We start from the raw sequence: 26,178 nt of genomic DNA, 5'->3' as shown, positions 1-26,178 counted from the left end.
AAGCAGGAAATAAAATGGAAGATAAAGATTATAAACGAAGAATGCAGCTCCATGGACAGGAGCTATATGAAAAATACATGTCGTTGTACCAGGATGACCGTAGCTATGAAGAGTTGTTTCTATCGATGGAGTCATTTTTTAAAAACAGATCCCCAGAATTGAAGGAACTGGATAGCAAAAGAGAAAAGAATCCGTTTTGGTTCAGAGATAAAAATATGCTGGGAATGACCATGTATCCGAATCTATTTGCAGGTAATCTGAAGGGACTGATCCAGAACCTGGATTATCTGTCAGAGCAGAAGATTACATATCTGCATCTGATGCCGCTTTTGAAGATGCCACATCCGTATAACGACGGAGGATATGCAATAGAAGACTTTCGAACGGTTGACCCGGAGATTGGTACGAATGAGGACCTGGAAGAACTTACAAAAGCATTGCGGGAGAGGGGAATCAGTCTTTGTCTTGACTTTGTCATGAATCATACGGCGGATACACATGAGTGGGCAATGCGCGCCAAGGCAGGAGAATGGGAATATATGCAACGTTATCAGTGTTATGACAACTATGATATTCCATCAAGATTCGAGCAGACGATGCCTCAGGTATTTCCGACTACGGCACCGGGGAATTTTACCTGGTGTGAAGAGATGCGAAGATTTGTACTGACTACATTTTACCCATATCAGTGGGATCTGAATTACCACAATCCAAAAGTGTTTAATGAGATGGTGGGAAATATCCTGTATCTGGCGAATATGGGTGTGGAGATCTTTCGAATCGATGCAGTCCCGTATATCTGGAAAGAACTTGGAACAAACTGCAGGAATCTGCCACAGGTGCATACCATTGTGCGGATGATTCGAATGATTCTGGAGATTGTATGTCCGGGAGTTATCCTAAAAGGTGAGGTCGTTATGGCGCCGAAAGAGTTGCCGGTATACTTCGGTACGAAGGAAGAACCGGAATGCCATATGCTGTATGGAGTATCCAGTATGGTCAATCTGTGGGCGGCCCTGGCTACACAGGACACCAGACTTTTGAAACATCAGATGGATGTCATTCACAGTCTCCCTGATAATTGTTATTTCGTCAATTATCTGCGCTGTCATGATGATATCGGATGGGGACTGGATGAAGAACAGGAAAGAAATCTCCAGATTGATCCATTAAGACATAAGGAGTATCTGTACCGGTTCTTCGAAGGGACGTTCCCAGATAGTTTTGCAAGAGGTGAACTGTATAATTATGATCCGATTAGCCTAGATGCCAGAAGTTGTGGGACAACTGCAAGTCTGTGCGGAATCGAAAAGGGCGGATTCGAAGGGGATGACTGGCAGAAAGAGCAAGGCATTCAGAGGGTCTTGATGATGCATGCAGCATGTATGAGCCTGAAGGGATTTATGATGCTCTCATCCGGAGATGAGATTGGCCAGGTCAACGATTATGGATATAAGAATAATCCGGATGTTGCCGCAGACAGTCGTTATCTGCATAGAAGCCCTTTTAACTGGGAGAATGCAGAACTTCGCAGGAAAAAGGGAACTGTCCAGAATGAGATCTGGAGAGGGCTTAAGAAGATGGAGCAGATACGAAGACAGAATCCATGCTTTCGCAATGAAGCTAATGTGACAACGTGGGATACCTGTCAGATGTCGGTATTTGCCATACGGAGAACTTTCAAAGAAAAAGAACTGATCTGTATTGCCAATTTTTCAGGGGAAGGTAAGATGGCATGTCTTCCGACTCTTGATGCACAGTATGAAGACCTCTTTCGTAAAGAAAGAGTGAGCATGCAGTCAGTATGGATGGCACCTTACCAGTATCGCTGGTGTGTCAGAAAAAGTGAATAAAGGGAAGTAGCTATCTAGGTTTTTTTGTGCGTTCGTATTCTTTTAAAGCGTCAATTGCCTGGCGTGATAATGGAATCAATGCAATCATATTAAAGATGGTCATCATCCCGATTCCAACATCTCCCAGATCCCAGACGAAGGTGTATGCAGCCAGTCCGCCGATGAACAGCATGATCAGTGCAAGGACTTTATACAATGTCTGTGACAGCCAGTTATCGCCAAACAGGTAGGCAACATTTGATCTGGCATAGAACAGTACACCGATAAAAGTCGAGAAACTGAAGAGCCACAGAGTGGCAGCAATGAATATCACTCCGAATTCTCCAAGATGATAGCGCATTGCCTCCTGAAGAAGATCCATGCCCACAAGCCCTTCGGTGAGTGCGGATGGAGTCAGAAGCATGATCATTGCGGAACAGCTGCAGATAACGATGGTGTCGATAAAGACACCGAATGCCTGCAAGAGTCCTTCCTTGACAGGATGGTTGATATCAGCAGCGGCGGCCGCGCATGGCGCTGATCCAGAACCTGCTTCATTGGAGAACAGTCCGCGCTTTACACCGTTCATCAACACAGCACCGAAACCTCCGGCTGCGACTTGACGCAATCCGAATGCTTCTGAGAATATCTGCTGGAAAACGGAAGGAAGCAGGGTTATATTTTTTGCGATAATAAATATCGTAACGAAGAAATAGAGCCCTGCCATAATCGGTACGATAATATCCAGCACTTTTACGGTCGCGTTTTTGCGAAGTACAATAATTGCGGCAATAAGGACGAGTAGAATCGTCGTATAGAGTGGTGGAATATGAAAGGCATTTTCAAACGCCGAAGAAACGGAATTCCCAATGACCTGGCTGATGCCACACCAGCAGATCAGACCAGAGATTGCGAATAAAATGGCGATAACAGAATGCCTGCGGGTGCTGTCTTTTTTGATAAATAAATGGTGGATATAGTAGGCAGGACCACCGCGATATCCGCCATATAAGGGATCCTTTTCTTTGTAAAGCTGTGCCAGGGTCGCCTCAACGAATGCTGTAGAGGAACCCAGAAGAGCTGTCACCCACATCCAGAAGACGGCACCGGCGCCACCTGCGGATATTGCAGCTACCACACCGACCAGATTCCCCATACCGACACGGGTCGCAGTGGAGATAATCAATGCCTGCAGTCCAGAGATGGAATCCTTCTGAGAAGATGCCTTTTTTTCAATTGTAACTTTCATCATATCCGGGAAAAGGCGGACAGGAAGAAACCGGGTCCGGATGGTAAAGTAGATGCCGGATGGAATCAATATCAGTACTAACAGGGAAATCCCCACGGAACTGCCGCCGGGTAATGGAATGGTAATGAGATCGCCCCATAAAAGTTGATAGATGGAATGGAAGATGGTCATTGCCATAATAGGTCTCCTTTGTTAATAATATAATAAAATGTATAAGAAATAGTGCCCAGCTTATAGCTGGGCGCTATGATTATGAATCAAAATCTGATATCGCTGTTAAAGTCTTGCATTGTTCTCGCGCATAAATTTGTATTCTGCAACAGAACGATCAAAGCCTTCGATATGTACATAAAGCCATTCAACGACCTTTTCCTGAACCTTTGCTACAAAAGCTGGAGATGGACCTTCCTCTTCCTGAAGCATATCCTGAAGATCAGCGATCGTCTGCTTGAAAGCGTCATGCTGAGCTTTATGCTTATCGTAGCCTGGATATTCAATCTCTCTCTGAAGTGCTTCCTCTGCGGAGAAATGATATTCTGTATATTCTTCCAAGAAGTCCAGAGTCTTTACTGCGACTAATTTATCATTGCTCTGTTCGCAACTTTTCAGAACGTCATTAATCTTAGAGATCAGTTCTTTGTGCTGAGAATCGATCATCTCATTACCGGTTATTAGGTTGTCACTAAATTCTGCATACATAATGCACGCCTCCTGTCTAATCATTTGATAAAATTATAACATGATAAGGAACAATTAACAACGCTATCAGAAAGAAAAACCAAATTTATATTTTTATCAACATTTCATCCAGTGTTGTCCTCTGGTCAGAGGTGAAAGGATGTGCTAAGATAATACATAAGACGAAGGAGGAGAATTATGGATACTGTCAGATTAGGAAGAACGAATATTGTGGTAAATAAGAATGGATTTGGGGCGCTGCCGATTCAGCGGATCAGTAAGGAAGATGCAGCGAAGATTTTGCAAAAAGCGTATGAGAACGGAGTGCGGCTGTTTGACACCGCTCGGATGTATACCGACAGTGAAGAGAAGATTGGGTATGCACTGTCGGATGTGCGGAAAGATATCTTTATTACGACCAAAACAATGGCTAAGGATGCGGAAGGCTTCTGGAAGGATCTTGAGGAATCTTTGAAACAGCTGCAGACTGATTATATAGATGTATATCAGTTTCATAATCCGGCATTCTGTCCGAAACCGGGTGGAGAAGATGGGTTATATGATGCAATGCTGGAAGCGAAAAAGCAGGGAAAGATCCGATTCATCGGAATTACGAACCATCGTCTTGCGGTGGCCCAGGAAGCAATAGACAGTGGGCTCTATGACACATTGCAGTTTCCGTTCAGCTATCTGAGTTCAGAACAGGAACTGAATCTTGTAGAGCAGTGTAAAGAGAAGGATATGGGATTTCTGGCGATGAAAGCTCTGGCTGGAGGGCTGATCAATCATTCAGAGATGGCTTATGCATATATGAATCAATATGATAACGTCCTTCCAATCTGGGGAATCCAGAGAGAACGTGAATTGGATGAGTTCTTATCCTACCAGGACAATCCACCGAAGATGGAAGGAGAGATTGCAGAGAGGATTGCAAGAGATAAGCAGGAGCTGCAGGGGGAATTCTGCCGGGGCTGCGGATATTGTATGCCATGTCCGGCAGGAATCGAGATCAATAACTGTGCAAGAATGTCACTTCTTCTTCGGCGCGCGCCATCGGCTGCATATCTGGGAGAGGAGACACAGGAGAAGATGAAGAAGATTGAAGGGTGTCTGGAGTGTGGACAGTGCAAGTCCAAATGCCCGTATGGACTGAATACACCGGAACTTCTGAAGAAGAATTACAAAGATTATCAGGAGGTTCTGGCCGGAAAGGCAATCTAAAGTACGAAAGAGGTAGGCTATGAAAAAGGGAAGATCGGTTCTTATTGTGTGTGCTTTCCTTATGACTCTGATCAGCTTTTGCACCATGACAGGAAAGGCGGCTGAATCAAGTACATATTCGCATGCAGTTGGAGCCAGTGTGGTCTCATCGGCAATAGATATGGTTGTTCATGAACCGGAACCAAGATTAAAGAAGGAATTAGAAGATAAAACGGAGGCAATTGAAGCAGAAGGTTATAATGTCAGCTTCTGGATGTATGATCTGAACAGTGGTCAGGGTTTTAGTTATCGCGAGACAAAGACCTATTATTCTGCCAGCACCATCAAAGGGCCTTATATAGTCTGTCTGGCACAGGAAGTGCCGTCTTGCCTGGATGAGCAGCGCTCTGTGATAGAGGAGACCATTCATATATCCAGTAATGATGGATATAAAGTGCTGTGGAATACTTATGGAAAAGAAGTGTTTCAAAAATGGATGGAAAAAGCCGGGTGTAGTGATATAGAGTTCATCGATAAGTGGGCAGATATCACAGCGAGAGAATTGGGACTTTTGTGGGTGCAAATGTATGATTACTTTATGAGTGATACGGAAGATTCCCGGTGGCTTGCATCTGTTTTTACAGATACTTTGAATTCATGTATCTATGACACATTAGGAGATACGTATACGGTATATTCCAAGGCAGGCTGGATCAATTCCAGTGATTATTATATGGTACAGAATGATGCGGGAATTGTGATGGCAGATGAACATCCATATGTAATGGTCGTATTGAGTAATGCATGTGAGCGTATAGACTTGTTGGATCCATTGATCGATACATTGGATGATATACATACATATATGGTAAATGATTGAGGAGGTTATATGAGTATTCTGAATGTGGAACATTTATCGCACGGTTTTGGTAATCGTGCGATTTTTGAAGATGTCTCTTTCCGCTTGTTAAAGGGAGAGCACATCGGTCTGGTTGGAGCAAATGGCGAGGGGAAATCTACCTTTATGAACATTATCACCGGGAAGCTTATGCCGGATGAAGGCAAGATTGAATGGGCGAAGAACGTGAAGGTCGGGTATCTGGATCAGCACGCAGTCCTTACAGAAGGCATGACCATAGGATCCGTTCTCAGAAGTGCCTTTGATTCTTTGTTCGATATGGAAGCGCGGATGAATGAGATCTGTGATAAGATGGGAGATGCAGATGAACAGCAGATGGAAGCCTATATGGAGGAACTGGGAGTCATTCAGGATCTGCTCACTAATCGGGACTTCTATCTGATAGATTCGAAAGTAGAAGAAGTTGCAAGAGCGCTGGGACTTCTGGAACTCGGACTGGAGCGGGATGTAACTGATCTTTCAGGCGGGCAGCGAACCAAAGTTCTTCTGGGCAAATTACTTCTTGAAAAGCCAGATATCTTATTGTTGGATGAGCCCACCAATTATCTGGATGTGGAACATATCACCTGGTTGAAGCGATATCTGCAGGACTATGAGAACGCATTTATTCTGATATCTCATGATATTCCTTTTTTGAACAGCGTCATTAATCTCATCTACCATATGGATAATCTGCAGCTTACACGTTATGTAGGAGATTATGATAAATTTCAGGAAGTCTACGCAATGAAGAAAGCACAGCTTGAGGCAGCCTATAACCGTCAGCAGAAAGAGATTGCGGAGCTTAAAGACTTTGTGGCAAGAAATAAGGCACGTGTCGCGACCAGAAATATGGCAATGTCCCGTCAGAAAAAGCTGGATAAGATGGACATCATTGAACTTGCAGCCGAGAAGCCGAAACCAGAATTCAACTTTAAGGTCGCAAGGACGCCGGGCAGATATATCTTCACAACCAAAGACCTGGTGATTGGATATGATGATCCCCTGTCTTCACCTCTGAATCTGGAGATGGAAAGAGGAAGTAAGATTGTATTGACCGGTGCAAATGGAATCGGAAAGACCACGCTTCTTAAGAGTATTCTGGGACTGATCGATCCGCTTGAAGGTTCGGTAGAGCAGGGAGATTATCTGGAAATCGGATACTTCGAGCAGGAGATGCCGCCGGATATCGAGACTACTTGTCTGGAAGAGATCTGGAACGAATTCCCAGGATTCACCCAATACGAAGCACGTTCTGCCCTTGCAAAATGTGGTCTGACCACGAATCATATCGAAAGTAAAGTAAAGGTGCTTTCAGGAGGCGAACAGGCGAAGGTTCGGCTGTGTAGGCTGATCAACCGCCCGTCCAATATTCTGGTGTTGGATGAGCCGACGAATCATCTGGACGTAATGGCAAAAGATGAGCTGAAAAGAGCACTGATTGATTATAAAGGAAGTATTCTTATGGTGTGCCACGAACCAGAATTTTATGATGGAATTGCGACAGACGTATGGGATTGTACGAAATGGACCACGAGACTGGTATAAATATGTTCAAAACTTACGAGGAGGAAGAGAAGATGAAGTTAGGAACCATTGGATGTGGACTTATCGCAAATGCAATTCTTGGAGGAATTGTGAATAACAAATTGATTAATCCGGCTGAGATTCTGGTGTCGGATATCTATCTGCCAAGCCTTGAAAAGATCAAGGATACTTTGGGAGTTAATATTACACAGGATAATAAAGAAGCAGCAAAAGCAGATATTGTATTGATTGCAATTCATCCAAGATTCTGTCCGGATGTGTTCGATGAAATTGCCGAGACTGTCCAGGAAAATGGAACCATCGTATGGTCTGTGGCAGCAGGTGTTACACTGGATGAGATTCAGTCACACATCGGCGCTGATCAGAAGATTGTTCGTACTATGCCGAATACCTGTGCTACGGTTGGTGCAGCGGTAACCGCAGTAGCGCCGAACGATAACGTTACAGAAGAAGAGGTGGAAGAACTTACAAGATTGATCGGAGGATTCGGGGCAGCAGAACGGATGCCAGAGAGACTGCTGAATGGAATTATTCCGGTTACAGGTTCATCTCCGGCGATGATCTTTATGTTGATAGACGCAATGGCAAATGGAGCCGCAAGAGAAGGATTTCCATGGGATCAGGCAATCCGTCTGAGTGCACAGGCTGTAAAAGGAAGTGCGGAGATGGTCCTGAAGTCAGGAAAGCATCCGGCAGAGCTGCAGAATCAAGTATGTACCCCTGGAGGAATTACGATTGAGATGGTCAAGAAGTTGGAAGAATGCGGCTTCCGCAATGCAGTAATGGAGGCAATGGGAGCCTGCACAGAAAATCTGGATGATAGAAAAGGAGAATGAGAAATGAAGGTTGGAATATTAGGCGCAGGCGGTATTGCTCGCAAGATGGCACTTACATTGAACGGTATGGAAGGGGCTGATGCATATGCAGTTGCTTCCCGGAATCTGCAGAAGGCGCAAAGATTTGCAGAGGATGAGCATGTTGAGAAAGCCTATGGCTCTTATGAGGAGATGCTGGCTGATGAGAACGTAGATCTGGTTTATATCGCGACCCCACATTCTCATCATCTGGAACATGCAAAATTATGTATTACCTATGGAAAGCCGGTATTGTGTGAAAAAGCGTTTACTGCAAATGCGAAACAGGCAAGAGAGCTTCTTGATTATGCAAAAGAAAAGCACGTATTTATCACAGAGGCGATCTGGACCCGCTATATGCCGTCTCGAAAGATTATCACAGATATTCTGGAAGGTGGAGAACTTGGAGAACTACAAATGCTGAGTGCGAATCTGGGGTATGAACTGTCTGGAGTAGAACGTCTGATCAAGCCGGAACTTGCCGGCGGAGCACTGCTGGATGTGGGTGTATATCCAATCAATTTCGCCAGTATGTTCTTTGGAAATGATATCGAGAAAATCACTTCAACTTGTGTAAAAATAGATTCCGGCATGGATGCAGAAGATGCGATGATCTTCAGTTACAAAGATGGACGTATTGCAACATTGCACGCAGGAATGATGGCCGCAACAGAGCAGTACGGCATCATCTACGGCACCAAGGGCTATCTGATCGCATATAATATCAATAATATTGACAAGATCGAAGTGTTTACAAAGGACAGAACATTAGTCCGCACCATAGAAGTACCAAAGCAGATCACCGGATACGAGTATGAAGTCGAGGCCTGCAAGAGAGCGTTGGAAGCTGGACAATTGGAATGTGAAGAAATGCCACACAGCGAGACCGTGAAGATTATGGAACAGATGGATGCACTTCGAGAAGACTGGGGAGTACGGTATCCATTTGAGTAGAGAGGGCAATCAATGAATTATTATATTAGTGACCTGCATCTATTCTGCTGTAGTCAGATTGACAATGGCGGGAGAAATTACGATGGAAGGCCATATCAATCATTAGAGGAGATGCATATGGATTATGAACCAAGGAGTCTGAAGGAAATATTAGAGTGGGGCGAGTCTGAATAAAACTGCCATACTCTGTACTAAGTTACCAAAAGGTCAGAGACGGGAGGTAGAAAGATGGCATATGAAAAGCTGTTAAATGAGATATACGCAGCAGTTTCATTAAAGTATCTGTGGGCAGAATATAAGCCTGTCTTCATCAAAAGTGAATCTCCGGACTGGATCAATGAGACCATGGACTTTGGACTGGAAGTCAGTCAGGCACTCATGCCAGACGATGGAAAGACAGAATCCTTCATTGAACAATATCTGGGATGCCGGAAAGAAGAACTCCCAGAATCGGCAATCGAACGGTACGGAGATCGGCTGTACTTTTACAACGGAAGATTCTGGGCTGTGTTACCCGATCCGGAACTAGAGCAGGATTATCTGAAAAAAGCAGAGTATCGATTCGACAGGAAGTTGGAAAAACTAAATGCCAACTACAAGAACAAACGCTATAATGGATTGTATCTGTTCTTACATCCGACAGACGAGACAACGATTGATGCACAATCTCTATTCGAATACATGGAACAACGCCAGAAAAATGAAAAAGTACAATTCGACTGGGTATTCCTGAATTGCAGCAAAGTGATATATGTGTGCAATTATATCGCAGGTACATTGGAACCCATCGTACTGCCCGAGAATGCAGAGAATTTCCTGAATACAGAAGCAGAATATCTCAGGTATCTGAAGGAATGGGGCGAAGGAGTGGCGTTGGATGAAGCAGAGGAATAGATAACGCGATAGTTGAATTATAGTTGAAGGTAGAGAGATTGTAATGACCGGGGAGGGGATATTTATTGAATCATTATGAAATCGAAGTTAAACTGCCGGTTAATAATCTAGAAGAAATAAAAGAAAATGGTGGAACTGGGACTTTCTATGAAGGATACGGTGAGAACATCTTATCTGAGCATGTTGGCGGGAAGTCTTGATGAAGCTCTCGCTACGAGAGAAAATAAATGATTATAGGCAAATTGAAAAAGCAATAGGGAAATTGAGGTGACTCCAATGAATAAAATTAAGATTATAAAGAAAAATAATGATTATTCTTCGGAATACGACATTGGTGACATTTTTACTATCGAGGGTACCTGGTATGGCGGTGTTCATATCACAGGCAAAACCGGTGTTCCGGTCTCTCTTGACAAGGACGAATATGAGGAATTAGAGTCAGAACCGATTGCCTCAGAACCTGAAGAGGAACAGCCGGCAGAGGTAATGAACGGGGATATCCGTGTGGGTGATATCGTGCAGCATTTTAAGCGTGAGTGGGTATCTGCGGATACTTCGGAGTATCTGTATAAGGTGCTTGCGTTTGCGTCACATACAGAGACAGGCGAGAGACTAGTGATTTATCAGGCGTTGTATGCACCATTTAAGGTGTGTGCCAGACCGTATGCGATGTTCATGAGTGAAGTGGACAGACAGAAGTATCCAGATGTGAAGCAGAAGTATCGGTTTGAGAAGGTGGAAGATTAACGATGGATAAGAAGAGTGAGAAGATTGTGTGATGGTGAGAAAAGGAATCTGGAAGATTTGTTTGAACGTTTATCCCAGTCGAAGTTTCGCAGTGGGTTTCATCTAAAAGAAAAGGATAAGAAATATGTGCTTGATAAAGGCGGTGACAAGATTCGGGAGCATGCCAAGGACTTTGTCAGTCAGCGTCTGGCGCCAGCGGTGATTCCTAATGATGGTAAACAAACACCGATGAAAGGCCATCCGATTTTCATTGCGCAGCATGCTACGGCTTGCTGCTGCAGAGGCTGTCTGGAGAAATGGCATCATTTTCCCAGAGGAAAGGAACTTACCGAAGAGCAGCAGGATTATGTGGTAGATGTGCTGATGGAATGGGTCGGTCGTCAGATGGAGGGGTACGAAGTCTCTGAAATAGAGATGGAAGAAAAGTATGAACAGATGACACTGCCGTTTTTATAATTAGGAGGAAAAGAAAGATGTATAAGAACATTGAGAAGCAAGTAAAGTTAGCATTAAAGGATCAGGTAGAGTATTTGGAGGGGCAGGTTGTCAGCAAGACGCTTGTTCAGAACAATTCTGTCAGCATGACTTTATTTTCCTTTGACAAAGGGGAAGAGATTTCCACTCATTCTTCCGGTGGAGATGCAATGGTGACGGTGCTTGAAGGAAAAGGTCGCTTTACGGTGGCGGATGATGTGTTCTACCTTGAGGAGGGCGATACACTAATCATGCCAAAGGGAATCCCGCATGCGGTTTATGGAGAAGAACGATTTAAAATGCAATTAATCGTGTCATTTTAATTTGGGAATCTATCCTATTGATTGAACTAATGGGGCAGGCAATATGAAGTTAGAGTATACCGTGATCAGGAGCAATAGAAGAACGATAGGATTGGAAGTAAAACCAGATGGGCAGGTGATTGTCCGTGTACCCATAAGACTTCCTGATTCAGAAATTTGTAAGTTTGTGCATAAGCATGAAGAATGGATTCAGAAGCACCAGGAGATTGCCAGACAAAGATTAGAAGAACGACCGCCGGTTGAGAAGCTTACCATGCAAGAGATTCAGGAACTTGCGGATCAGGCAGTGAAAGTGATTCCACAGAGGGTGGCATATTATGCGCCAAAGATAGGTGTCGATTATGGGAGAATCACAATCCGTAATCAAAAGACCAGGTGGGGAAGCTGCAGCGCGAATGGGAATCTGAATTTCAACTGTCTTCTGATGCTGACGCCGTCGGAAGTCATTGATAGTGTTGTGGTTCATGAGCTTTGCCATCGAAAAGAGATGAATCATTCAGACAGATTCTATGCAGAGGTGCTTCGGGTATTCCCAGATTATTGGAAATGGAACAGGTGGCTGAAGGAGAATGGCGGTCAGCTGATGCAGAGATGCGTATGAAAATTGATATTACTGGAAAAGAAGTTTCACGTATAAATTTTGTTGATGGAAGGAGAATCCCTTTTTAATCTGATTGGTCGATTTTCAAGTATAGGTATCTCTACTTTATTTGCCGGAAAGCTTCCGAATGGATATGATAGGTTCAGTTTTATACAGCTGTTGACATACGGTGGCAGGCGGGGAGGATTGAGTATCGCTCTGTTCAGAAAATTGACAAGAAAATATCAACACTTTAAAGTGTTGAAGTTTTGGGGCGGTGGTGTTATACTAGATACAGTCTCCAGAGGAGATGATCATCAAAGGAGTTTGACTATATGATTCATGTATTATTCATCTGCCATGGAAACATATGCCGTTCCCCGATGGCGGAGTTCGTCTTTCGTGACATGGTAGAGAAACGTGGCTTGGGTGACCAGTTTCATATCGCCTCTGCTGCTACAAGTTCAGAAGAGCTTGGCAATCCGGTTCACTATGGAACGGTGAATAAATTAAAACAATATGGAATCAGTACCTCAGGGAAATATTCCGTGAAGCTTCAGAAGAAGGATTATCAGAAGTATGACTATCTGATTGGGATGGAATACCGTAATATTCGTAACATAGACAGGATCATTGGTTCCGACCCGGAGCACAAGGTATGCAAGCTTCTGGACTTCTCAGAGAATCCAAGAGATATCGCAGACCCCTGGTATACCGGGAATTTTGACCGGACATACGATGACATTGTAGAAGGATGCGAAGGTTTCCTGAATGATCTGATTGGAAAAGGACTTGTGTCAGAGCAGATAAGGTGAAAACAGGAGGAGATAGAGAGATGTCAATGAGATTGAACCATGAATTACCGCTGCCGGATGTGTTGAAGGCTCAGTACCCGGTACCGGAAGAGGTAACGAAGATTAAGAAGATACGAGATGATGAGATCCGTAAGATATTTACCGGAGAATCTGATAAGTTTGTTGTACTGGTAGGACCTTGTTCTGCAGACAATGAAGAGTCGGTGTGTGAATATGTCAATCGTCTAAAAAAGGTTGCAGATAAAGTATCCGATAAATTAATGATTATTCCGAGAGTATATACGAATAAACCGCGTACCACGGGAGATGGGTACAAAGGAATGCTGCACCAGCCTGACCCGGAGAAGGAGCCGGATCTGTTGGCTGGTATCGTGGCAATCCGCAAGATGCATATCCGTGTTATGGAAGAGACGGGGCTTTCTTCTGCAGATGAGATGCTGTATCCAGAGAATAGAAGTTACTTGGATGATGTATTGTCTTATGAGGCAGTCGGTGCCCGTTCCGTTGAGAATCAGCAGCACCGTCTGACAGCCAGCGGCATGGACATTCCGGTGGGAATGAAGAATCCGACCAGTGGAGACCTGGCAGTGATGTTGAATTCCGTAACTGCAGCACAGCATCCACATCGTTTTATTTATCGCGGAAATGATGTGACCACCAGCGGAAATGAACTGGCGCACACGATTTTAAGAGGCGGCGTTGACAAATACGGCACAACCATCCCGAATTATCACTATGAAGACCTTGCACGTCTGGCAGATATGTATGCAAAGAAGGATTTGAAAAATCCGGCGGTCATCGTAGATGTGAACCATTCAAACTCAGGGAAGAAGTTCAAGGAGCAGATCCGGATTACCAGTGAAGTCCTTCACAGCAGAAATTATAATCCGGAACTTAAGAAACTGGTCAAGGGGATTATGATTGAGAGCTATCTGGTGGAAGGCAGACAGGATATCTGTGACAATCTGACTTATGGGCAATCTATCACAGATCCGTGCCTTGGATGGGAAGATACGGAACGATTGATCTACGATATCGCGGAGAAATGCTAATCACAGAGGATAGAGAAGTGAAGTTGGCATATAAGAATAGAAGATAAGATATGACGTGTATAATATGAAAAGATATGTCAGAAATCGATAGCAAATGTTGATTTCTGACATATCTTTTTATAGAAAAATAATACTTTGAATATCAAAGTACTTGACAAATACGCTTACCAGATATATACTTTGAAAGTCAAAATAATTTAAAGTCAAAATAAATCAGAGGAATGCATATGACAGGAATAATATGTGGGACGGGGTCATACGCACCGTCGTATACAATGGATAACAACGATATTGCGAAGCTGGTGGAGACCAGTGATGAATGGATTCAGGAAAGAACGGGTGTGGTAAGAAGACACATCATTCAGGGAGAAACAACGGTTTCTATGGCCTGTGAAGCGGCGAAACGTGCGTTGGATAATGCAGAAGTAACGCCAGAAGAGATAGATCTGATTCTGGTATCGACCATCTCTTCGAATGTGATTCTTCCCTGTGTTGCATGTGAAGTGCAGAAGGAACTCGGGGCAATGAATGCCACCTGCTTTGACTTGAGTGCGGCGTGTACGGGGTTTGTGTTGGCTTATAATACCGCAGCAGCATATCTTGCCGGGGGAATATATAAGACGGCATTGATTATCGGAAGTGAGAGCCTTTCAAATCTGACCAATTGGAAGGACAGAGGAACCTGTATCTTATTTGGAGACGGTGCTGGAGCTGCAGTGTTGAAGGCAGAAGATCAGAAGTTTTATCTGCCAGTCACTCATTCCGATGGATTAAAGGGAGTGGCACTTACTTGTAAGAGCAGACATGACTGTAATGGTCTGACTTCAGAGATAGCTGCAGAGTCCCTGGTGGATGAAGCACATTTTATGCAAATGGATGGGCAGGCGGTCTTTAAGTTTGCGGTAAAAAAAGTACCGGAAGTCATTCGCGAAGCATTGAAAAGAAATGAGATGACTCAGAAAGAAATTGACTGGTATATCTTACATCAGGCGAACCGAAGGATTGTAGAAGCCGTGGCAAAGCGCCTGGAGGAACCAATCGAAAAGTTTCCGATGAATCTGCAGGAGTATGGCAATACTTCATCGGCAAGTATTCCGATTCTGTTGGATGAAATGAACCGTACCGGTAAGCTGAAGGCTGGACAGAAGATCATGATGGCAGGATTCGGTGCAGGACTTACCTGGGGATCGACGATCATTGAGTGGCATTCTTAGAAGAGGAATGGCATCATAGCGATGATAAAGCGGAGATAAACTGGCAAGTTCCAGTTTATATAGATATCATATTATAAGATGCAGAAAATGCCAGTGGCTACTTTTCTGCAAAGAACAAATCAAGAAAAGGAGATTAATTGTATGTTGGAAACAATCAAAAAATTAGTGGCAGAAAATCTGGGAGTAGACGAAGCTGATATTACAGAAGAGTCTTCATTTAAAGAAGATCTTGGAGCAGATTCTCTGGATCTGTTTGAATTGGTAATGGCTTTGGAGGATGAGTATGGAATTGAGATCCCAACAGAAGATCTGGAACAGATTGCAACTGTAGGGGATGTTATGGAATATATCAACGAACACAAAGAATAATAGAAGTGGGGTTTTAATATGCAGACAGAAGTAACCAGATTATTAGGAATCGAATATCCAATTATTCAGGGAGGTATGGCATGGGTCGCAGAATATCATCTGGCGGCAGCCGTATCGGAAGCAGGAGGACTTGGCTTAATTGGAGCTGCCAGTGCTCCGGCAGAATGGGTAAGAGAGCAGGTACAGGAAGCGAAGAAGTTAACGGATAAGCCTTTTGGCGTCAACATTATGCTTATGAGTCCTTATGCAGACGAAGTGGCACAGGTAATCGTAGAAGAGGGCGTTAAAGTTGTGACTACCGGAGCTGGTAATCCTGAGAAATATATGAAGATGTGGAAAGAGGCAGGAGTAAAGGTGATTCCTGTGGTTGCTTCTGTTGCGTTGGCAAAGCGTATGGAGCGTTGTGGTGCCGATGCGGTAGTGGCAGAAGGATGTGAGGCAGGAGGACATATCGGAGAGAATACGACTATGGTCCTGGTTCCGCAGATCGTGGATGCGGTAAATATTCCGGTCATTGCAGCTGGTGGTATCGCTGATGGAAGAGGAATCGCAGCAGCATTTATGCTGGGTGCGAAGGGAGTTCAGATGGGAACTCACTTTGTCGTGACAGATGAATCACAGGTTCACGAGAATTATAAAGAGAGGATTATCAAGGCGAAGGATATCGATTCCAGGGTAACTGGAAGAACCACAGGACATCCGGTCCGTGCCCTTCGCAACGACATGACGAAGAAGTATCTGGAATTGGAAAATAAAGGAGCAAGCTTTGAAGAACTGGAGCAGCTGACACTGGGCGGACTTCGAAGAGCTGTAGTAGATGGAGATGTGGAGAACGGAAGTGTCATGGCAGGACAGATTGCCGGTATGGTAAAAGAAAGAATGTCTTGTGAGGAATTGATTACTAAGTTGGTAAGCGAGACAGATGCAATGATAAAAGGAGCAGGTTTTTATGAGTAAGATTGCATTTATCTATCCAGGACAGGGTGCCCAGAAAGCTGGAATGGGTGCAGATTTTTATGAGAAGAGCGAGATTGCAAGAGAGATCTTTGATCAGGCAAGTGATGCGTTGAATCTGGATATGAAGGCACTTTGCTTTGAAGAAAATGAGAAGCTTGACATTACAGAATATACACAGGCAGCGCTGGTTACCACTTGCCTTGCGATGACCAGAGTTGTGGAAAAGAGAGGACTTACACCGGATTGCACCGCAGGCTTAAGCCTGGGAGAGTATTGTGCAATCGCTGTAGCAGGCGGGATGAAGGATCTGAATGCCATCCGCCTGGTGCGTAAGCGAGGAATCCTGATGCAGAATACTGTCCCTGCTGGGGTGGGAGCAATGTGTGCGGTCATGGCAATGGATGCAGAAGAGATTGAACGTGTCATTGAAGACATAGACGGAGTGACCATTGCCAATTATAACTGCCCGGGACAGATTGTAATTACAGGCAAGAAAGAAGCCGTTGAAGAAGCGGCAGAACGATTGAAAGAGGCAGGGGCGAAACGTACCGTCATGTTGAATGTCAGCGGTCCGTTTCATTCACCCCTTCTGGTTCCTGCAGGAGAAGAACTTGCAAAAGAACTGGAGCGCACAGAAGTGTATCCGCTGAAAGTGCCATATGTGACCAATGTGACTGCTTCCAGAGTAGAAGATATTACACTGACCAAAGCACTTTTGGCAGAGCAGGTAAGTTCTCCGGTACGCTGGATGCAGAGTATGGAGGCTATGATAGAAGATGGCGTCGATACATTTGTAGAGATTGGACCGGGAAGAACACTGGCAGGCTTTATGAAAAAGATTAACCGTAATGTGAAAGTTTACAATATCGCGTCCTGGGATGACGTTGAAAAAGTAGTAGGTGAATTATGTTAGAAAATGGATTGGAAAAGAAGGTTGCTGTTGTAACGGGCGCTTCCCGTGGAATTGGCAAGGCAATCGCAGAGAAGCTTGCATCTCTGGGAGCTATGGTCATCGTAAATTATAACGGTTCCAGAGAAAGGGCCGAAGAAGTGAAAGCCGAAATTGAGGCAGCACAGGGAAAGGCAGAAATCTGCCAGTGTGACGTGTCTGATTATGAGGCATGTGAGACATTTATCCAAAATGTGATCAAAGAATATGGTCATCTGGATATTCTGGTTAATAACGCAGGAATTACTCGTGATGGTCTCTTGATGAAGATGTCAGAAGAAGATTTTGATCAAGTGATAAATACGAATCTGAAAGGCGCATTTAACACCATTCGTTTTGCCAGCCGCCAGATGTTGAAGCAGAGAAGCGGACGAATTATCAATCTATCTTCGGTTGTCGGTGTGGCAGGAAATGCCGGTCAGGCAAATTATGCGGCATCTAAGGCCGGTGTGATCGGCCTTACAAAGGCAGCAGCAAAAGAGCTGGCATCTCGTGGAGTTACGGTCAATGCGATTGCTCCGGGATTTATTGAGACAGATATGACACAAGTATTGCCGGAAAAAGTGAAAGAAGCATCTGTTGCGCAGATTCCGTTAGGAAAGTTTGGAAAACCAGAACAGGTAGCGGCAGCAGCTGCATTTCTTGCATCAGAAGATGCGGCATATATCACCGGACAGGTGCTACACGTAGACGGTGGCATGGTAATGTAGCAGTCAACAGTTAGCTAGAATGTTGTGTTTCAGGATAGAAGGAGACAGAGAGTATGAAGAGAAGAGTTGTAGTGACTGGGCTTGGAGCTGTGACACCAATCGGAAATACGGTGGAAGAGTTCTGGACAGGTATCAAAGAAGGAAAAGTGGGAATTGGGGAGATTACCAAATTCGATACGACCGATTATAAAGTGAAACTGGCAGCAGAAGTCAAAGGATTTGTGGCAAAAGAGCGTATGGATTTCAAAGCTGCAAAGCGTATGGAATTATTCTCCCAGTATGCAGTCGCAGCCGCAAAGGAGGCTTATGAAGATTCCGGCCTGGAGATTGAGAAGGAAGACCCGTTTTGCGCGGGTGTGATCGTTGGTTCTGGTATCGGAAGCCTGCAGACGGTAGAGCGCGAGTATGAGAAGATATTGACTAAGGGACCGGGAAGAGTGAATCCTCTGATGGTGCCGTTGATGATATCCAACATGGCAGCCGGAAATATTTCTATTCAGTTAGGGTTCCGAGGAAAATGCACGAATGTCGTGACTGCATGTGCGTCTGGAACAAACTGTATCGGGGATGCATTCCGTGCCATTCAGTATGGGGATGCGGATGTGATGTTGGCAGGAGGAACAGAGAGTTGTATCTGCCCGACAGGAGTTGCTGGATTCACTAGCCTGACTGCATTATCAACCTCTCAGAATCCGATGCGCGCATCCATTCCATTTGACAAAGACAGAGATGGATTTGTCCTTGGTGAAGGTGCTGGCGTAGTCATGCTGGAAGAACTGGAACATGCGAAAGCAAGAGGGGCCAAGATCTATGCAGAAGTTGCCGGCTACGGTGCAACAGGAGATGCTTACCATATCACATCCCCTGCAGAAGACGGCAGCGGTGCAGCAAAAGCAATGATGTTGGCAATGGAAGAAGGCGGAATTGAACCATCTCAGGTGGATTACATCAATGCACACGGAACCAGTACGCACCACAACGACCTGTTCGAGACCAGAGCCATCAAAGTGGCGTTGGGAGATGCGGCAAAGGACGTAGTCATCAACTCTACCAAATCTATGATTGGGCATCTGCTCGGTGCAGCCGGCGGTGCCGAATTTATCACCTGTGTCAAATCCATCCAGGATGGATTCATTCACCAGACTGTAGGCACGGAAGTTGCTGACGAAGAATGCGACCTGAATTACGCAATCGGCGCTCCAGTCGAAAAAGACGTGAATTACGTGTTGACCAACTCCCTGGGATTTGGCGGGCATAATGCAACCCTTCTGCTGAAAAAATATGAGGGGTAACAAAGCTGACGAAGAGAATCATAGCTTGTGAAGCATAACATAGTAGGTCGATAGAATCCAAATTGGCGAAAAGCCATAGGTGGAGGGAAGCATAATTGAAGAAGAAAAGCATAGAAAGAGATAGAAAGGGCCTGAGATTTATGGAATTGGAAAACCTTATTCAACTCATAGAAGCTGTATCTGCGTCCGAATTAACCGGATTAAAATACGAAGAAAACGGAATGAAACTGCATATGACTAAGAAAAAAGATCAGGTACAGGTCATATCCGCGCCAATGACGATTCCGGCAGCAGCCATCAGTACGGGAGAAGCTGCAAACGTAACAACTACCATGATGGCAACCGATCCTGCAACCCTGGCAGCCACTATGACAGCAGTCGGTAATCCATCTGGTGTTTCCGAAGAAAACACTGGAAACACAACAGCTGCGACAGAGACAACACCACAAGGAAAAATTGTAGAATCTCCACTGGTAGGAACCTTCTATGCAGCACCGGCAGAAGACGCAGCACCATTCGTAGCTGTAGGAGACAGCGTCAAAAAAGGCCAGACATTGGCAATCATAGAAGCAATGAAATTAATGAACGAAATCGAAAGCGAATACGACGGAATCATAGAAGAAATCCTCGTCAAAAACGGCCAGCCAGTCGAATATGGCCAGCCAATTTTCAAAATTCGTTAATTTGGGTACAGGGCAAAAGTCAAATAGGTACACCACATTTTTTAATTAGGGACGTAGTATACTTCAATTTTACTACGTCCCCAGGAGGTAGTATGAAGCATTTGGATATTAATCAGATCAAGGAAATTATCCCGCATCGTCATCCGTTTTTATTATTGGATTATATTGAGGATTATGAGCCGGGGCAGTATGCGGTTGGTTATAAATGTGTATCTTACCGTGAGGAGTTTTTTGCGGGGCATTTTCCGCAGGAGCCGGTGATGCCGGGGGTTCTGACGGTGGAAGCATTGGCACAGGCTGGTGCGGTTGCAATCTTGAGTATGGAAGAGAACAAGGGCAAGATCGCGTATTTTGGCGGAATTAATAAGTGTAAGTTCAAAGGGAAGATTGTCCCTGGGGACAAGGTGCGTCTGGAGACGAGAATTATTAAGCAGAAGGGGCCCGTCGGTGTTGGTGAGGCGATTGCCAGTGTGGACGGCAAGATGGTTGTCAGTGCGGAACTGACATTTATGATTGGATAGTCGAGGTGGACAGCATGATCAAGAAAGTATTAATTGCTAACCGAGGTGAGATTGCAGTGCGCATTATCCGTGCCTGCAGAGAGATGGGAATCGAGACGGTGGCGGTGTATTCGGAGGCGGATAGAGAAGCCTTGCATACGAAACTGGCGGATGAGGCGGTCTGTATCGGGCCTGCTCCATCCAGCGAGAGTTATCTGAGCATGGATCGAATCTTAAGTGCTACGATCGTGACGGGGGCAGATGCCATCCACCCGGGCTTTGGTTTCTTATCAGAGAACAGCAAGTTCGCAGAATTGTGTGAACAGTGCAATATAACGTTTATCGGACCGGGTTCACAGGTCATCGCAAAACTTGGCAACAAGCAGGAAGCAAGAAATACCATGGTAGCAGCAGGTGTCCCAGTGATTCCGGGCAGTACAGAACCAATCTATGATGCCCAGACAGGAGCTCGAATCGCAGCTAAGATCGGCTATCCAGTCATCGTCAAAGCGGCTCTTGGCGGCGGTGGAAAAGGAATGCGAGTTGCGAATACACCGGAAGAATTCGAGCAGAGTTTCCAGACAGCACAGAAGGAAACGCAGATGGCCTTTGGCGATAACACCATGTATATCGAACATTTTGTACAGCATCCGAGGCATATTGAGTTCCAGATCCTGGCAGACAGTTATGGAAATGTGATTCATCTGGGTGAGCGTGACTGTTCGATTCAGCGTAATCATCAGAAGATGATCGAAGAATCACCATCCATAGCCCTGACCGAAGAATTACGGACCAGGATGGGCGAGGCGGCAGTAAAGGCGGCAAAAGCAGCTAATTATGTCAATGCGGGAACCATAGAATTCTTGCTGGAGAAGAATGGAAATTTTTACTTTATGGAAATGAATACACGAATTCAGGTAGAGCATCCGGTGACGGAATGGGTGACGGGAATTGATCTGATCAAAGAGCAGATCCGTATCGCGTCCGGCAAAAAATTATCTTATACACAGGATGAAGTCCACCTGAGCGGTCATGCGATTGAATGCCGAATTAATGCAGAGAATCCCGAGAAAGGATTTCGCCCTTCCCCAGGGACTATCACGGATATGTATCTGCCGGGAGGAAAGGGAATCCGTATTGATTCTGCTATATATAGCGGATACACCATTCCGCCGTATTATGATTCCATGGTAGCGAAGCTGATCGTATGGGCGAAGAATCGTAATGAAGCAATCCGCAAGATGCAGTGTGCATTAGGAGAAGTGATTATTGAAGGAATCGATACCAACGTGGATTATCAGTATGAGATATTGAATCATCCGGATTATCTTGCCGGCAATATAGATATTGAGTTTATCGAAAAGATGTAAAGGTGACGTTCTATGAAGTTAGATAACATGTTTAAGAAGACCAGATTACATTCAGGAAGGAAAAATTATATTGATCTGGGCGCATCAAGACCAGAAGTTCCAGAAGGACTTTTGCGTAAATGTAATAAATGTGGCGGAGCAATCATTACGGAAGATGTGAAAAACGGTTATTATATCTGTCCAAAATGTGGAGGATATTTCCGTGTACATGCATATCATAGGGTTGAAATGATTGCGGATGAGGGAACCTTTGAAGAATGGGATCAGGGACTTACCACTCGCAATCCGTTGAATTATAAAGGCTATGAAGAGAAGTTGGAAGGTCTGAAGGAAAAGACAGGGCTGGAAGAAGCTGTGGTTACAGGGAAAATAAGCATCAACGGAACAGAGACGGCTGTTGGTGTCTGTGATGGACGGTTTCTGATGGCCAGTATGGGTGAAGTTGTGGGCGAGAAGATTGCAAGAATGGTAGAGCGTGCCACCCAGGAGAAGCTACCGGTAATCTTATTCGCATGTTCTGGTGGTGCCAGAATGCAGGAAGGAATCGTATCCCTGATGCAGATGGCGAAGACTTCTGCAGCGTTAAAGCGTCACAGTGATGCCGGCCTTCTGTATATCAGTGTGCTGACGGATCCGACGACTGGTGGCGTGACCGCAAGTTTTGCGATGCTCGGAGATGTGATTCTGGCAGAGCCGAAAGCATTGATCGGATTTGCGGGTCCAAGAGTGATTGAACAGACAATTGGACAGAAGCTTCCGAAAGGATTTCAGCGTTCAGAATTTCTTCTGGAGCATGGATTTATTGATGCCATTGTGGAACGTCCACAGTTGAAGGAAACTTTGTCTCAGATTCTGAAGCTGCATGAAAAAGAGGATGCATCGAATCCTGAGAAGATGAAGTCGAATCTGGCAGAGAACAAATCGCAGGATATGAATGAAATTGGCAAAATGAAGACAGATGAGGATCTTCCGCTTCATAATCATCTGGCGGGAGCATGGGATCGTGTCTTACTCTCCCGAATGAATGATCGCCCGGTAGGAAGCGACTATATTCAGGCATTATTTACAGACTTTGTTGAATTTCACGGGGATCGTTATTATGGGGATGATAAGGCAATCATCGGTGGTGTGGCAAGATTCCATGGCATCCCGGTTACCGTGATTGCGCAGGCGAAAGGAACCAATACGAAGGAAAATATCGAGCGAAACTTCGGGATGCCTTCACCAGAAGGATATCGCAAAGCATTGAGACTGATGAAACAGGCTGAAAAGTTCCAACGTCCAGTTATCTGCTTTGTGGATACCCCGGGAGCTTTCTGTGGACTGGAGGCAGAAGAGCGGGGACAGGGAGAGGCTATTGCAAGAAATCTCTATGAAATGTCCAGCTTAAAGGTTCCAGTCTTGTCTATGATTATTGGAGAAGGTGGAAGCGGTGGCGCGTTAGCTATGGCTGTGGCAGATGAAGTATGGATGTTAGAGAATTCTATTTATTCTATTCTGTCGCCGGAAGGATTTGCAAGTATTCTGTGGAAAGACAGTACGAAAGCAAAAGAAGCGGCTGAGGTCATGCGCCTGACGGCAGAAGATCTGTATCACATGGGAATTGTAGAAAAGGTATTCCCAGAACCGCCACATTTTACCGTGCAGAATTTGAAGCAGATGACACAGATGTTAGCAAGAGAAATGGAACGATTCTTGCGAGATTACGGGGATTTGACTCAGGAAGAGTTATCTGCACATCGGTATAACAGATTTCGTAAGATGTAGGAGAATGCATATGAATATCAATTCATTGAGATTGGGACAAAAAGAAGTAAAAGTTCCGATTATACAAGGCGGCATGGGTGTAGGTATCAGTCTGGGAGGCCTTGCAGGAGCGGTTGCAAAGGCGGGCGGCATAGGAATCATCTCTGCCGCCCAGATTGGCTTTCAGGAACCAGATTTTGATACCAATACAAAGGCAGCGAATCTAAGAGCCATTAGAAAAGAATATCAGAAAGCAAGAGAGATTGCGTCGGAAGGAATCATAGGATTCAATATAATGGTGGCAATGCAGGACTATGAAGATTATGTCAGAGAAGCTATCGATGCGGGGGCAGACTTGATTGTCTCCGGGGCAGGTCTTCCAACGGATCTTCCGAAGATTGCAGATGGCACGGATGTGAAACTGGCACCTATCGTATCCACAGATAAGTCTGCGAAAGTGATATTGAAGTACTGGGATAAGAAATATCATCGTATGCCGGATCTTCTGGTAATTGAAGGACCGAAAGCCGGTGGTCATCTTGGGTTTACGAAAGATCAGCTGGAGGAATATCAGTCAGAGGCATATGATCAGGAGATACGGACAATTCTTGACACAGTTCGGTCATATGAAGCGAAGTATTCCCGCAAGATACCAGTCGCGTTAGCAGGAGGAATTGCAGACCGCAGGCAGGCAGAACATGCATTTTCACTTGGAGTAGATGCAATCCAGGTGGCGACCAGGTTTGTGACAACGGAAGAATGTGATGCAGATATCCGTTATAAAGAAGCATATCTAAAGGCAAAAGAAGAGGATATTGTGATTGTAAAAAGTCCGGTAGGAATGCCGGGACGTGCAATCCGAAATCCATTTATGGAAAAGGTCATGGCAGGTGAGCAGATTCCTCACAGTCCTTGTCACCACTGCCTTCACAGGTGTAGACCGAATGAGATTCCATACTGTATCACGGACGCATTGATTCATGCGGCCAAGGGAGAAGTAGAAGATGCGCTGTTATTCTGTGGTGCTTATGCATATCGGGCGGATTGTCTGGAAACGGTGCAAGAAGTTATTGATTCCTTGCTGCCGGAAATAGTATAATACATGATAAGGGATATAAGTCCCGAGTTGGAAAGAATAGCCGAGCGAAGGGGTAGCGGGTAATGGAAGATGCATATATGACAATTAATCATGTTCTGGTCAAGTTGATCAACGAGATCTGGGAATTGGAAGAAAAGGCCATTATAACCGATGAGTTCAAAGATCTTACGAATAATGATATGCATGTGATTGAGGCAATTGGACTGGGAGAAGGAAAAAATATGTCTTCCATTGCCAGACAGTTGAATATTACCGTGGGTTCTCTTACGACAGCGATGAATAGTCTTGTAAACAAGAAATATGTTGAGCGTCACAGAAGCGAAGAAGACCGCAGAGTCGTATTTGTGAAGCTGACGTCTAAGGGAATAAAAGCATACCATCATCATGAGGACTATCACCGACAGATGACTCAGGCAATTCTGGACAAATTAGATAAGAAGGAATTGCCGGTACTGATGAAGACTCTGGATGCATTGTCGGATTTCTTTGCCGGATACAGTGAGAAGAAGGAGCCATAATTTATGATAAAAGGTGTAATCTTTGATATGGATGGTCTGATGTTTGACACAGAGCGACTGTCCTTTCGATTCTGGAAACAGGCAGGAGAGAAGATTGGGTATGAGATTCCCGAAGAGATGGTGGAAGGATTTCGCGGAAGAAATCGTGCATCGATCGGGAAGGAGATTCTGGATATCTATGGTCCGGAATTTGACTTTGATCTTTTTGAAAAATATAAGACACAGGCGCAAATTCAATATATGGAAGAAAATGGAGTCCCGATAAAACCGGGACTTTTGGTGCTTTTGGAATATTTGAAAGAGAAGCGGATTAAGATGGCGGTAGCGACATCTACCAACCAGGAACTGGCAGATTGGATGCTGGAGATGGCACAGGTATCTGCTTATTTTGATACATTTGTTTACGGAAACAGAGTCGAAAGGAGCAAACCGAATCCAGATATTTTCTTGAAAGCGGCAGAAGAACTGCATCTTCCTATGGAAGAATGCCTGGTTCTGGAGGATAGTATTGCCGGGGTGGAGGCTGGAAAGAGAGCGGGTGGATATATCATCCACATTCCGGATATTATTGTAGTACCCGAAGAAGTGAAGGTAGGAATTACTGCTGAGATGGAGAGTCTGGAGGAAGTGATCTCTTGGATAGAACATGCAAACCAGTCTGTATAGGAGGAAG

General features: G+C 44.8%; 30 protein-coding genes. 28 read left to right on the top strand and 2 right to left on the bottom strand.

Annotated elements, in window-relative coordinates; all coding sequences use genetic code 11:
* Nucleotides 1-14 precede the first annotated feature (14 nt).
* The gene (locus JQM81_RS04310) at nt 15-1,853 is read left to right on the top strand and encodes an alpha-amylase family protein (protein ID WP_235232310.1); all 1,839 of its coding nucleotides are present in this window, start codon (nt 15-17) and stop codon (nt 1,851-1,853) included.
* A gap of 10 nt (nt 1,854-1,863) precedes the next feature.
* Here the strand turns inward: JQM81_RS04310 and JQM81_RS04305 are convergent, their stop codons facing one another.
* Entirely contained in the window at nt 1,864-3,258 is a 1,395-nt protein-coding gene (locus JQM81_RS04305; RefSeq protein ID WP_235232309.1) for an alanine/glycine:cation symporter family protein, read from the bottom strand.
* A gap of 99 nt (nt 3,259-3,357) precedes the next feature.
* On the bottom strand, nt 3,358-3,780 hold the full coding sequence (locus tag JQM81_RS04300) for a bacteriohemerythrin (protein ID WP_235232308.1): 423 nt from the start codon (nt 3,778-3,780) through the stop codon (nt 3,358-3,360).
* 177 nt (nt 3,781-3,957) lie between these two features.
* Here JQM81_RS04300 and JQM81_RS04295 point away from each other — a divergent pair, with 177 nt between their 5' ends.
* The 27 genes from JQM81_RS04295 (at nt 3,958) to JQM81_RS04170 (ending at nt 26,171) form a co-directional block, all read left to right on the top strand.
* Nucleotides 3,958-4,980, top strand: a complete 1,023-nt coding sequence (locus JQM81_RS04295; RefSeq protein WP_235232307.1) for an aldo/keto reductase — start codon at nt 3,958-3,960, stop codon at nt 4,978-4,980.
* Nucleotides 4,981-4,999: 19 nt separating this feature from the next.
* Entirely contained in the window at nt 5,000-5,839 is an 840-nt protein-coding gene (locus JQM81_RS04290; protein WP_235232306.1) for a serine hydrolase, read from the top strand.
* A gap of 9 nt (nt 5,840-5,848) precedes the next feature.
* The gene (locus JQM81_RS04285; protein ID WP_235232305.1) at nt 5,849-7,405 is read left to right on the top strand and encodes an ABC-F family ATP-binding cassette domain-containing protein; all 1,557 of its coding nucleotides are present in this window, start codon (nt 5,849-5,851) and stop codon (nt 7,403-7,405) included.
* Between the two features lie 32 nt (nt 7,406-7,437).
* A complete protein-coding gene (gene proC, locus JQM81_RS04280; protein WP_235232304.1) occupies nt 7,438-8,241 on the top strand; it encodes a pyrroline-5-carboxylate reductase in 804 nt (267 codons plus the stop codon).
* Between the two features lie 3 nt (nt 8,242-8,244).
* Nucleotides 8,245-9,213, top strand: a complete 969-nt coding sequence (locus JQM81_RS04275) for a Gfo/Idh/MocA family protein (RefSeq protein WP_235232303.1) — start codon at nt 8,245-8,247, stop codon at nt 9,211-9,213.
* Between the two features lie 12 nt (nt 9,214-9,225).
* Entirely contained in the window at nt 9,226-9,387 is a 162-nt protein-coding gene (locus JQM81_RS04270; protein WP_235232302.1) for a hypothetical protein, read from the top strand.
* A 54-nt stretch (nt 9,388-9,441) separates the two neighbouring features.
* Entirely contained in the window at nt 9,442-10,107 is a 666-nt protein-coding gene (locus JQM81_RS04265; RefSeq protein ID WP_235232301.1) for a hypothetical protein, read from the top strand.
* A 65-nt stretch (nt 10,108-10,172) separates the two neighbouring features.
* Entirely contained in the window at nt 10,173-10,307 is a 135-nt protein-coding gene (locus tag JQM81_RS13575) for a hypothetical protein (protein ID WP_268826442.1), read from the top strand.
* Between the two features lie 76 nt (nt 10,308-10,383).
* Nucleotides 10,384-10,854: a DUF1653 domain-containing protein gene (locus tag JQM81_RS04260; RefSeq protein ID WP_235232300.1), complete on the top strand. Its 471-nt coding sequence runs from the start codon at nt 10,384-10,386 to the stop codon at nt 10,852-10,854.
* A gap of 15 nt (nt 10,855-10,869) precedes the next feature.
* Nucleotides 10,870-11,310 (top strand): DUF4186 domain-containing protein, encoded by a 441-nt coding sequence (locus JQM81_RS04255; protein ID WP_235232299.1) that lies wholly within the window; start codon nt 10,870-10,872, stop codon nt 11,308-11,310.
* Nucleotides 11,311-11,327: 17 nt separating this feature from the next.
* Entirely contained in the window at nt 11,328-11,651 is a 324-nt protein-coding gene (locus tag JQM81_RS04250) for a cupin domain-containing protein (protein WP_235232298.1), read from the top strand.
* A 43-nt stretch (nt 11,652-11,694) separates the two neighbouring features.
* Entirely contained in the window at nt 11,695-12,252 is a 558-nt protein-coding gene (locus tag JQM81_RS04245) for a M48 family metallopeptidase (protein ID WP_235232297.1), read from the top strand.
* Nucleotides 12,253-12,566: 314 nt separating this feature from the next.
* Nucleotides 12,567-13,046 (top strand): low molecular weight protein-tyrosine-phosphatase, encoded by a 480-nt coding sequence (locus JQM81_RS04240; RefSeq protein ID WP_235232296.1) that lies wholly within the window; start codon nt 12,567-12,569, stop codon nt 13,044-13,046.
* A 20-nt stretch (nt 13,047-13,066) separates the two neighbouring features.
* Complete coding sequence (locus tag JQM81_RS04235; RefSeq protein ID WP_235232295.1) at nt 13,067-14,098, top strand: 3-deoxy-7-phosphoheptulonate synthase; 1,032 nt, start codon at nt 13,067-13,069, stop codon at nt 14,096-14,098.
* A gap of 227 nt (nt 14,099-14,325) precedes the next feature.
* Nucleotides 14,326-15,312: a beta-ketoacyl-ACP synthase III gene (locus JQM81_RS04230; RefSeq protein ID WP_235232294.1), complete on the top strand. Its 987-nt coding sequence runs from the start codon at nt 14,326-14,328 to the stop codon at nt 15,310-15,312.
* 141 nt (nt 15,313-15,453) lie between these two features.
* A complete protein-coding gene (acpP, locus tag JQM81_RS04225) occupies nt 15,454-15,681 on the top strand; it encodes an acyl carrier protein (RefSeq protein ID WP_268826441.1) in 228 nt (75 codons plus the stop codon).
* A gap of 18 nt (nt 15,682-15,699) precedes the next feature.
* Nucleotides 15,700-16,638: an enoyl-[acyl-carrier-protein] reductase FabK gene (gene fabK / locus JQM81_RS04220; RefSeq protein WP_235232293.1), complete on the top strand. Its 939-nt coding sequence runs from the start codon at nt 15,700-15,702 to the stop codon at nt 16,636-16,638.
* Complete coding sequence (gene fabD, locus JQM81_RS04215) at nt 16,631-17,551, top strand: ACP S-malonyltransferase (protein ID WP_235232292.1); 921 nt, start codon at nt 16,631-16,633, stop codon at nt 17,549-17,551. The genes fabK and fabD overlap by 8 nt, the downstream gene beginning before the upstream one ends.
* A complete protein-coding gene (gene fabG / locus JQM81_RS04210) occupies nt 17,545-18,297 on the top strand; it encodes a 3-oxoacyl-[acyl-carrier-protein] reductase (RefSeq protein ID WP_235232291.1) in 753 nt (250 codons plus the stop codon). Before fabD ends, fabG begins: the two co-directional genes overlap by 7 nt.
* A 53-nt stretch (nt 18,298-18,350) precedes the next feature.
* Nucleotides 18,351-19,589 carry a beta-ketoacyl-ACP synthase II gene (gene fabF / locus JQM81_RS04205; protein WP_235232290.1) on the top strand — a complete coding sequence of 413 codons (1,239 nt, stop codon included), beginning with the start codon at nt 18,351-18,353 and terminating at the stop codon, nt 19,587-19,589.
* Between the two features lie 140 nt (nt 19,590-19,729).
* A complete protein-coding gene (gene accB / locus JQM81_RS04200) occupies nt 19,730-20,272 on the top strand; it encodes an acetyl-CoA carboxylase biotin carboxyl carrier protein (RefSeq protein ID WP_235232331.1) in 543 nt (180 codons plus the stop codon).
* 92 nt (nt 20,273-20,364) lie between these two features.
* The gene (gene fabZ / locus JQM81_RS04195) at nt 20,365-20,793 is read left to right on the top strand and encodes a 3-hydroxyacyl-ACP dehydratase FabZ (protein WP_235232289.1); all 429 of its coding nucleotides are present in this window, start codon (nt 20,365-20,367) and stop codon (nt 20,791-20,793) included.
* A 14-nt stretch (nt 20,794-20,807) separates the two neighbouring features.
* Nucleotides 20,808-22,142 carry an acetyl-CoA carboxylase biotin carboxylase subunit gene (locus tag JQM81_RS04190; protein WP_235232288.1) on the top strand — a complete coding sequence of 445 codons (1,335 nt, stop codon included), beginning with the start codon at nt 20,808-20,810 and terminating at the stop codon, nt 22,140-22,142.
* 12 nt (nt 22,143-22,154) lie between these two features.
* Complete coding sequence (locus tag JQM81_RS04185) at nt 22,155-23,909, top strand: acetyl-CoA carboxylase carboxyltransferase subunit alpha (RefSeq protein WP_235232287.1); 1,755 nt, start codon at nt 22,155-22,157, stop codon at nt 23,907-23,909.
* A 4-nt stretch (nt 23,910-23,913) separates the two neighbouring features.
* Entirely contained in the window at nt 23,914-24,987 is a 1,074-nt protein-coding gene (locus JQM81_RS04180) for an NAD(P)H-dependent flavin oxidoreductase (protein ID WP_420370567.1), read from the top strand.
* 62 nt (nt 24,988-25,049) lie between these two features.
* Nucleotides 25,050-25,505: a MarR family winged helix-turn-helix transcriptional regulator gene (locus tag JQM81_RS04175; RefSeq protein WP_235232285.1), complete on the top strand. Its 456-nt coding sequence runs from the start codon at nt 25,050-25,052 to the stop codon at nt 25,503-25,505.
* A 3-nt stretch (nt 25,506-25,508) separates the two neighbouring features.
* The gene (locus tag JQM81_RS04170; RefSeq protein WP_235232284.1) at nt 25,509-26,171 is read left to right on the top strand and encodes an HAD family hydrolase; all 663 of its coding nucleotides are present in this window, start codon (nt 25,509-25,511) and stop codon (nt 26,169-26,171) included.
* Nucleotides 26,172-26,178 lie beyond the last annotated feature (7 nt).

Origin of the sequence: Faecalicatena contorta (assembly GCF_021531895.1) — a bacterium.
Classification (GTDB): Bacteria; Bacillota; Clostridia; order Lachnospirales; family Lachnospiraceae; genus JAFBIX01.
The sequence above is the reverse complement of the archived record's forward strand: the minus strand, read 5'-3'. Positions and strand labels throughout refer to the sequence as shown.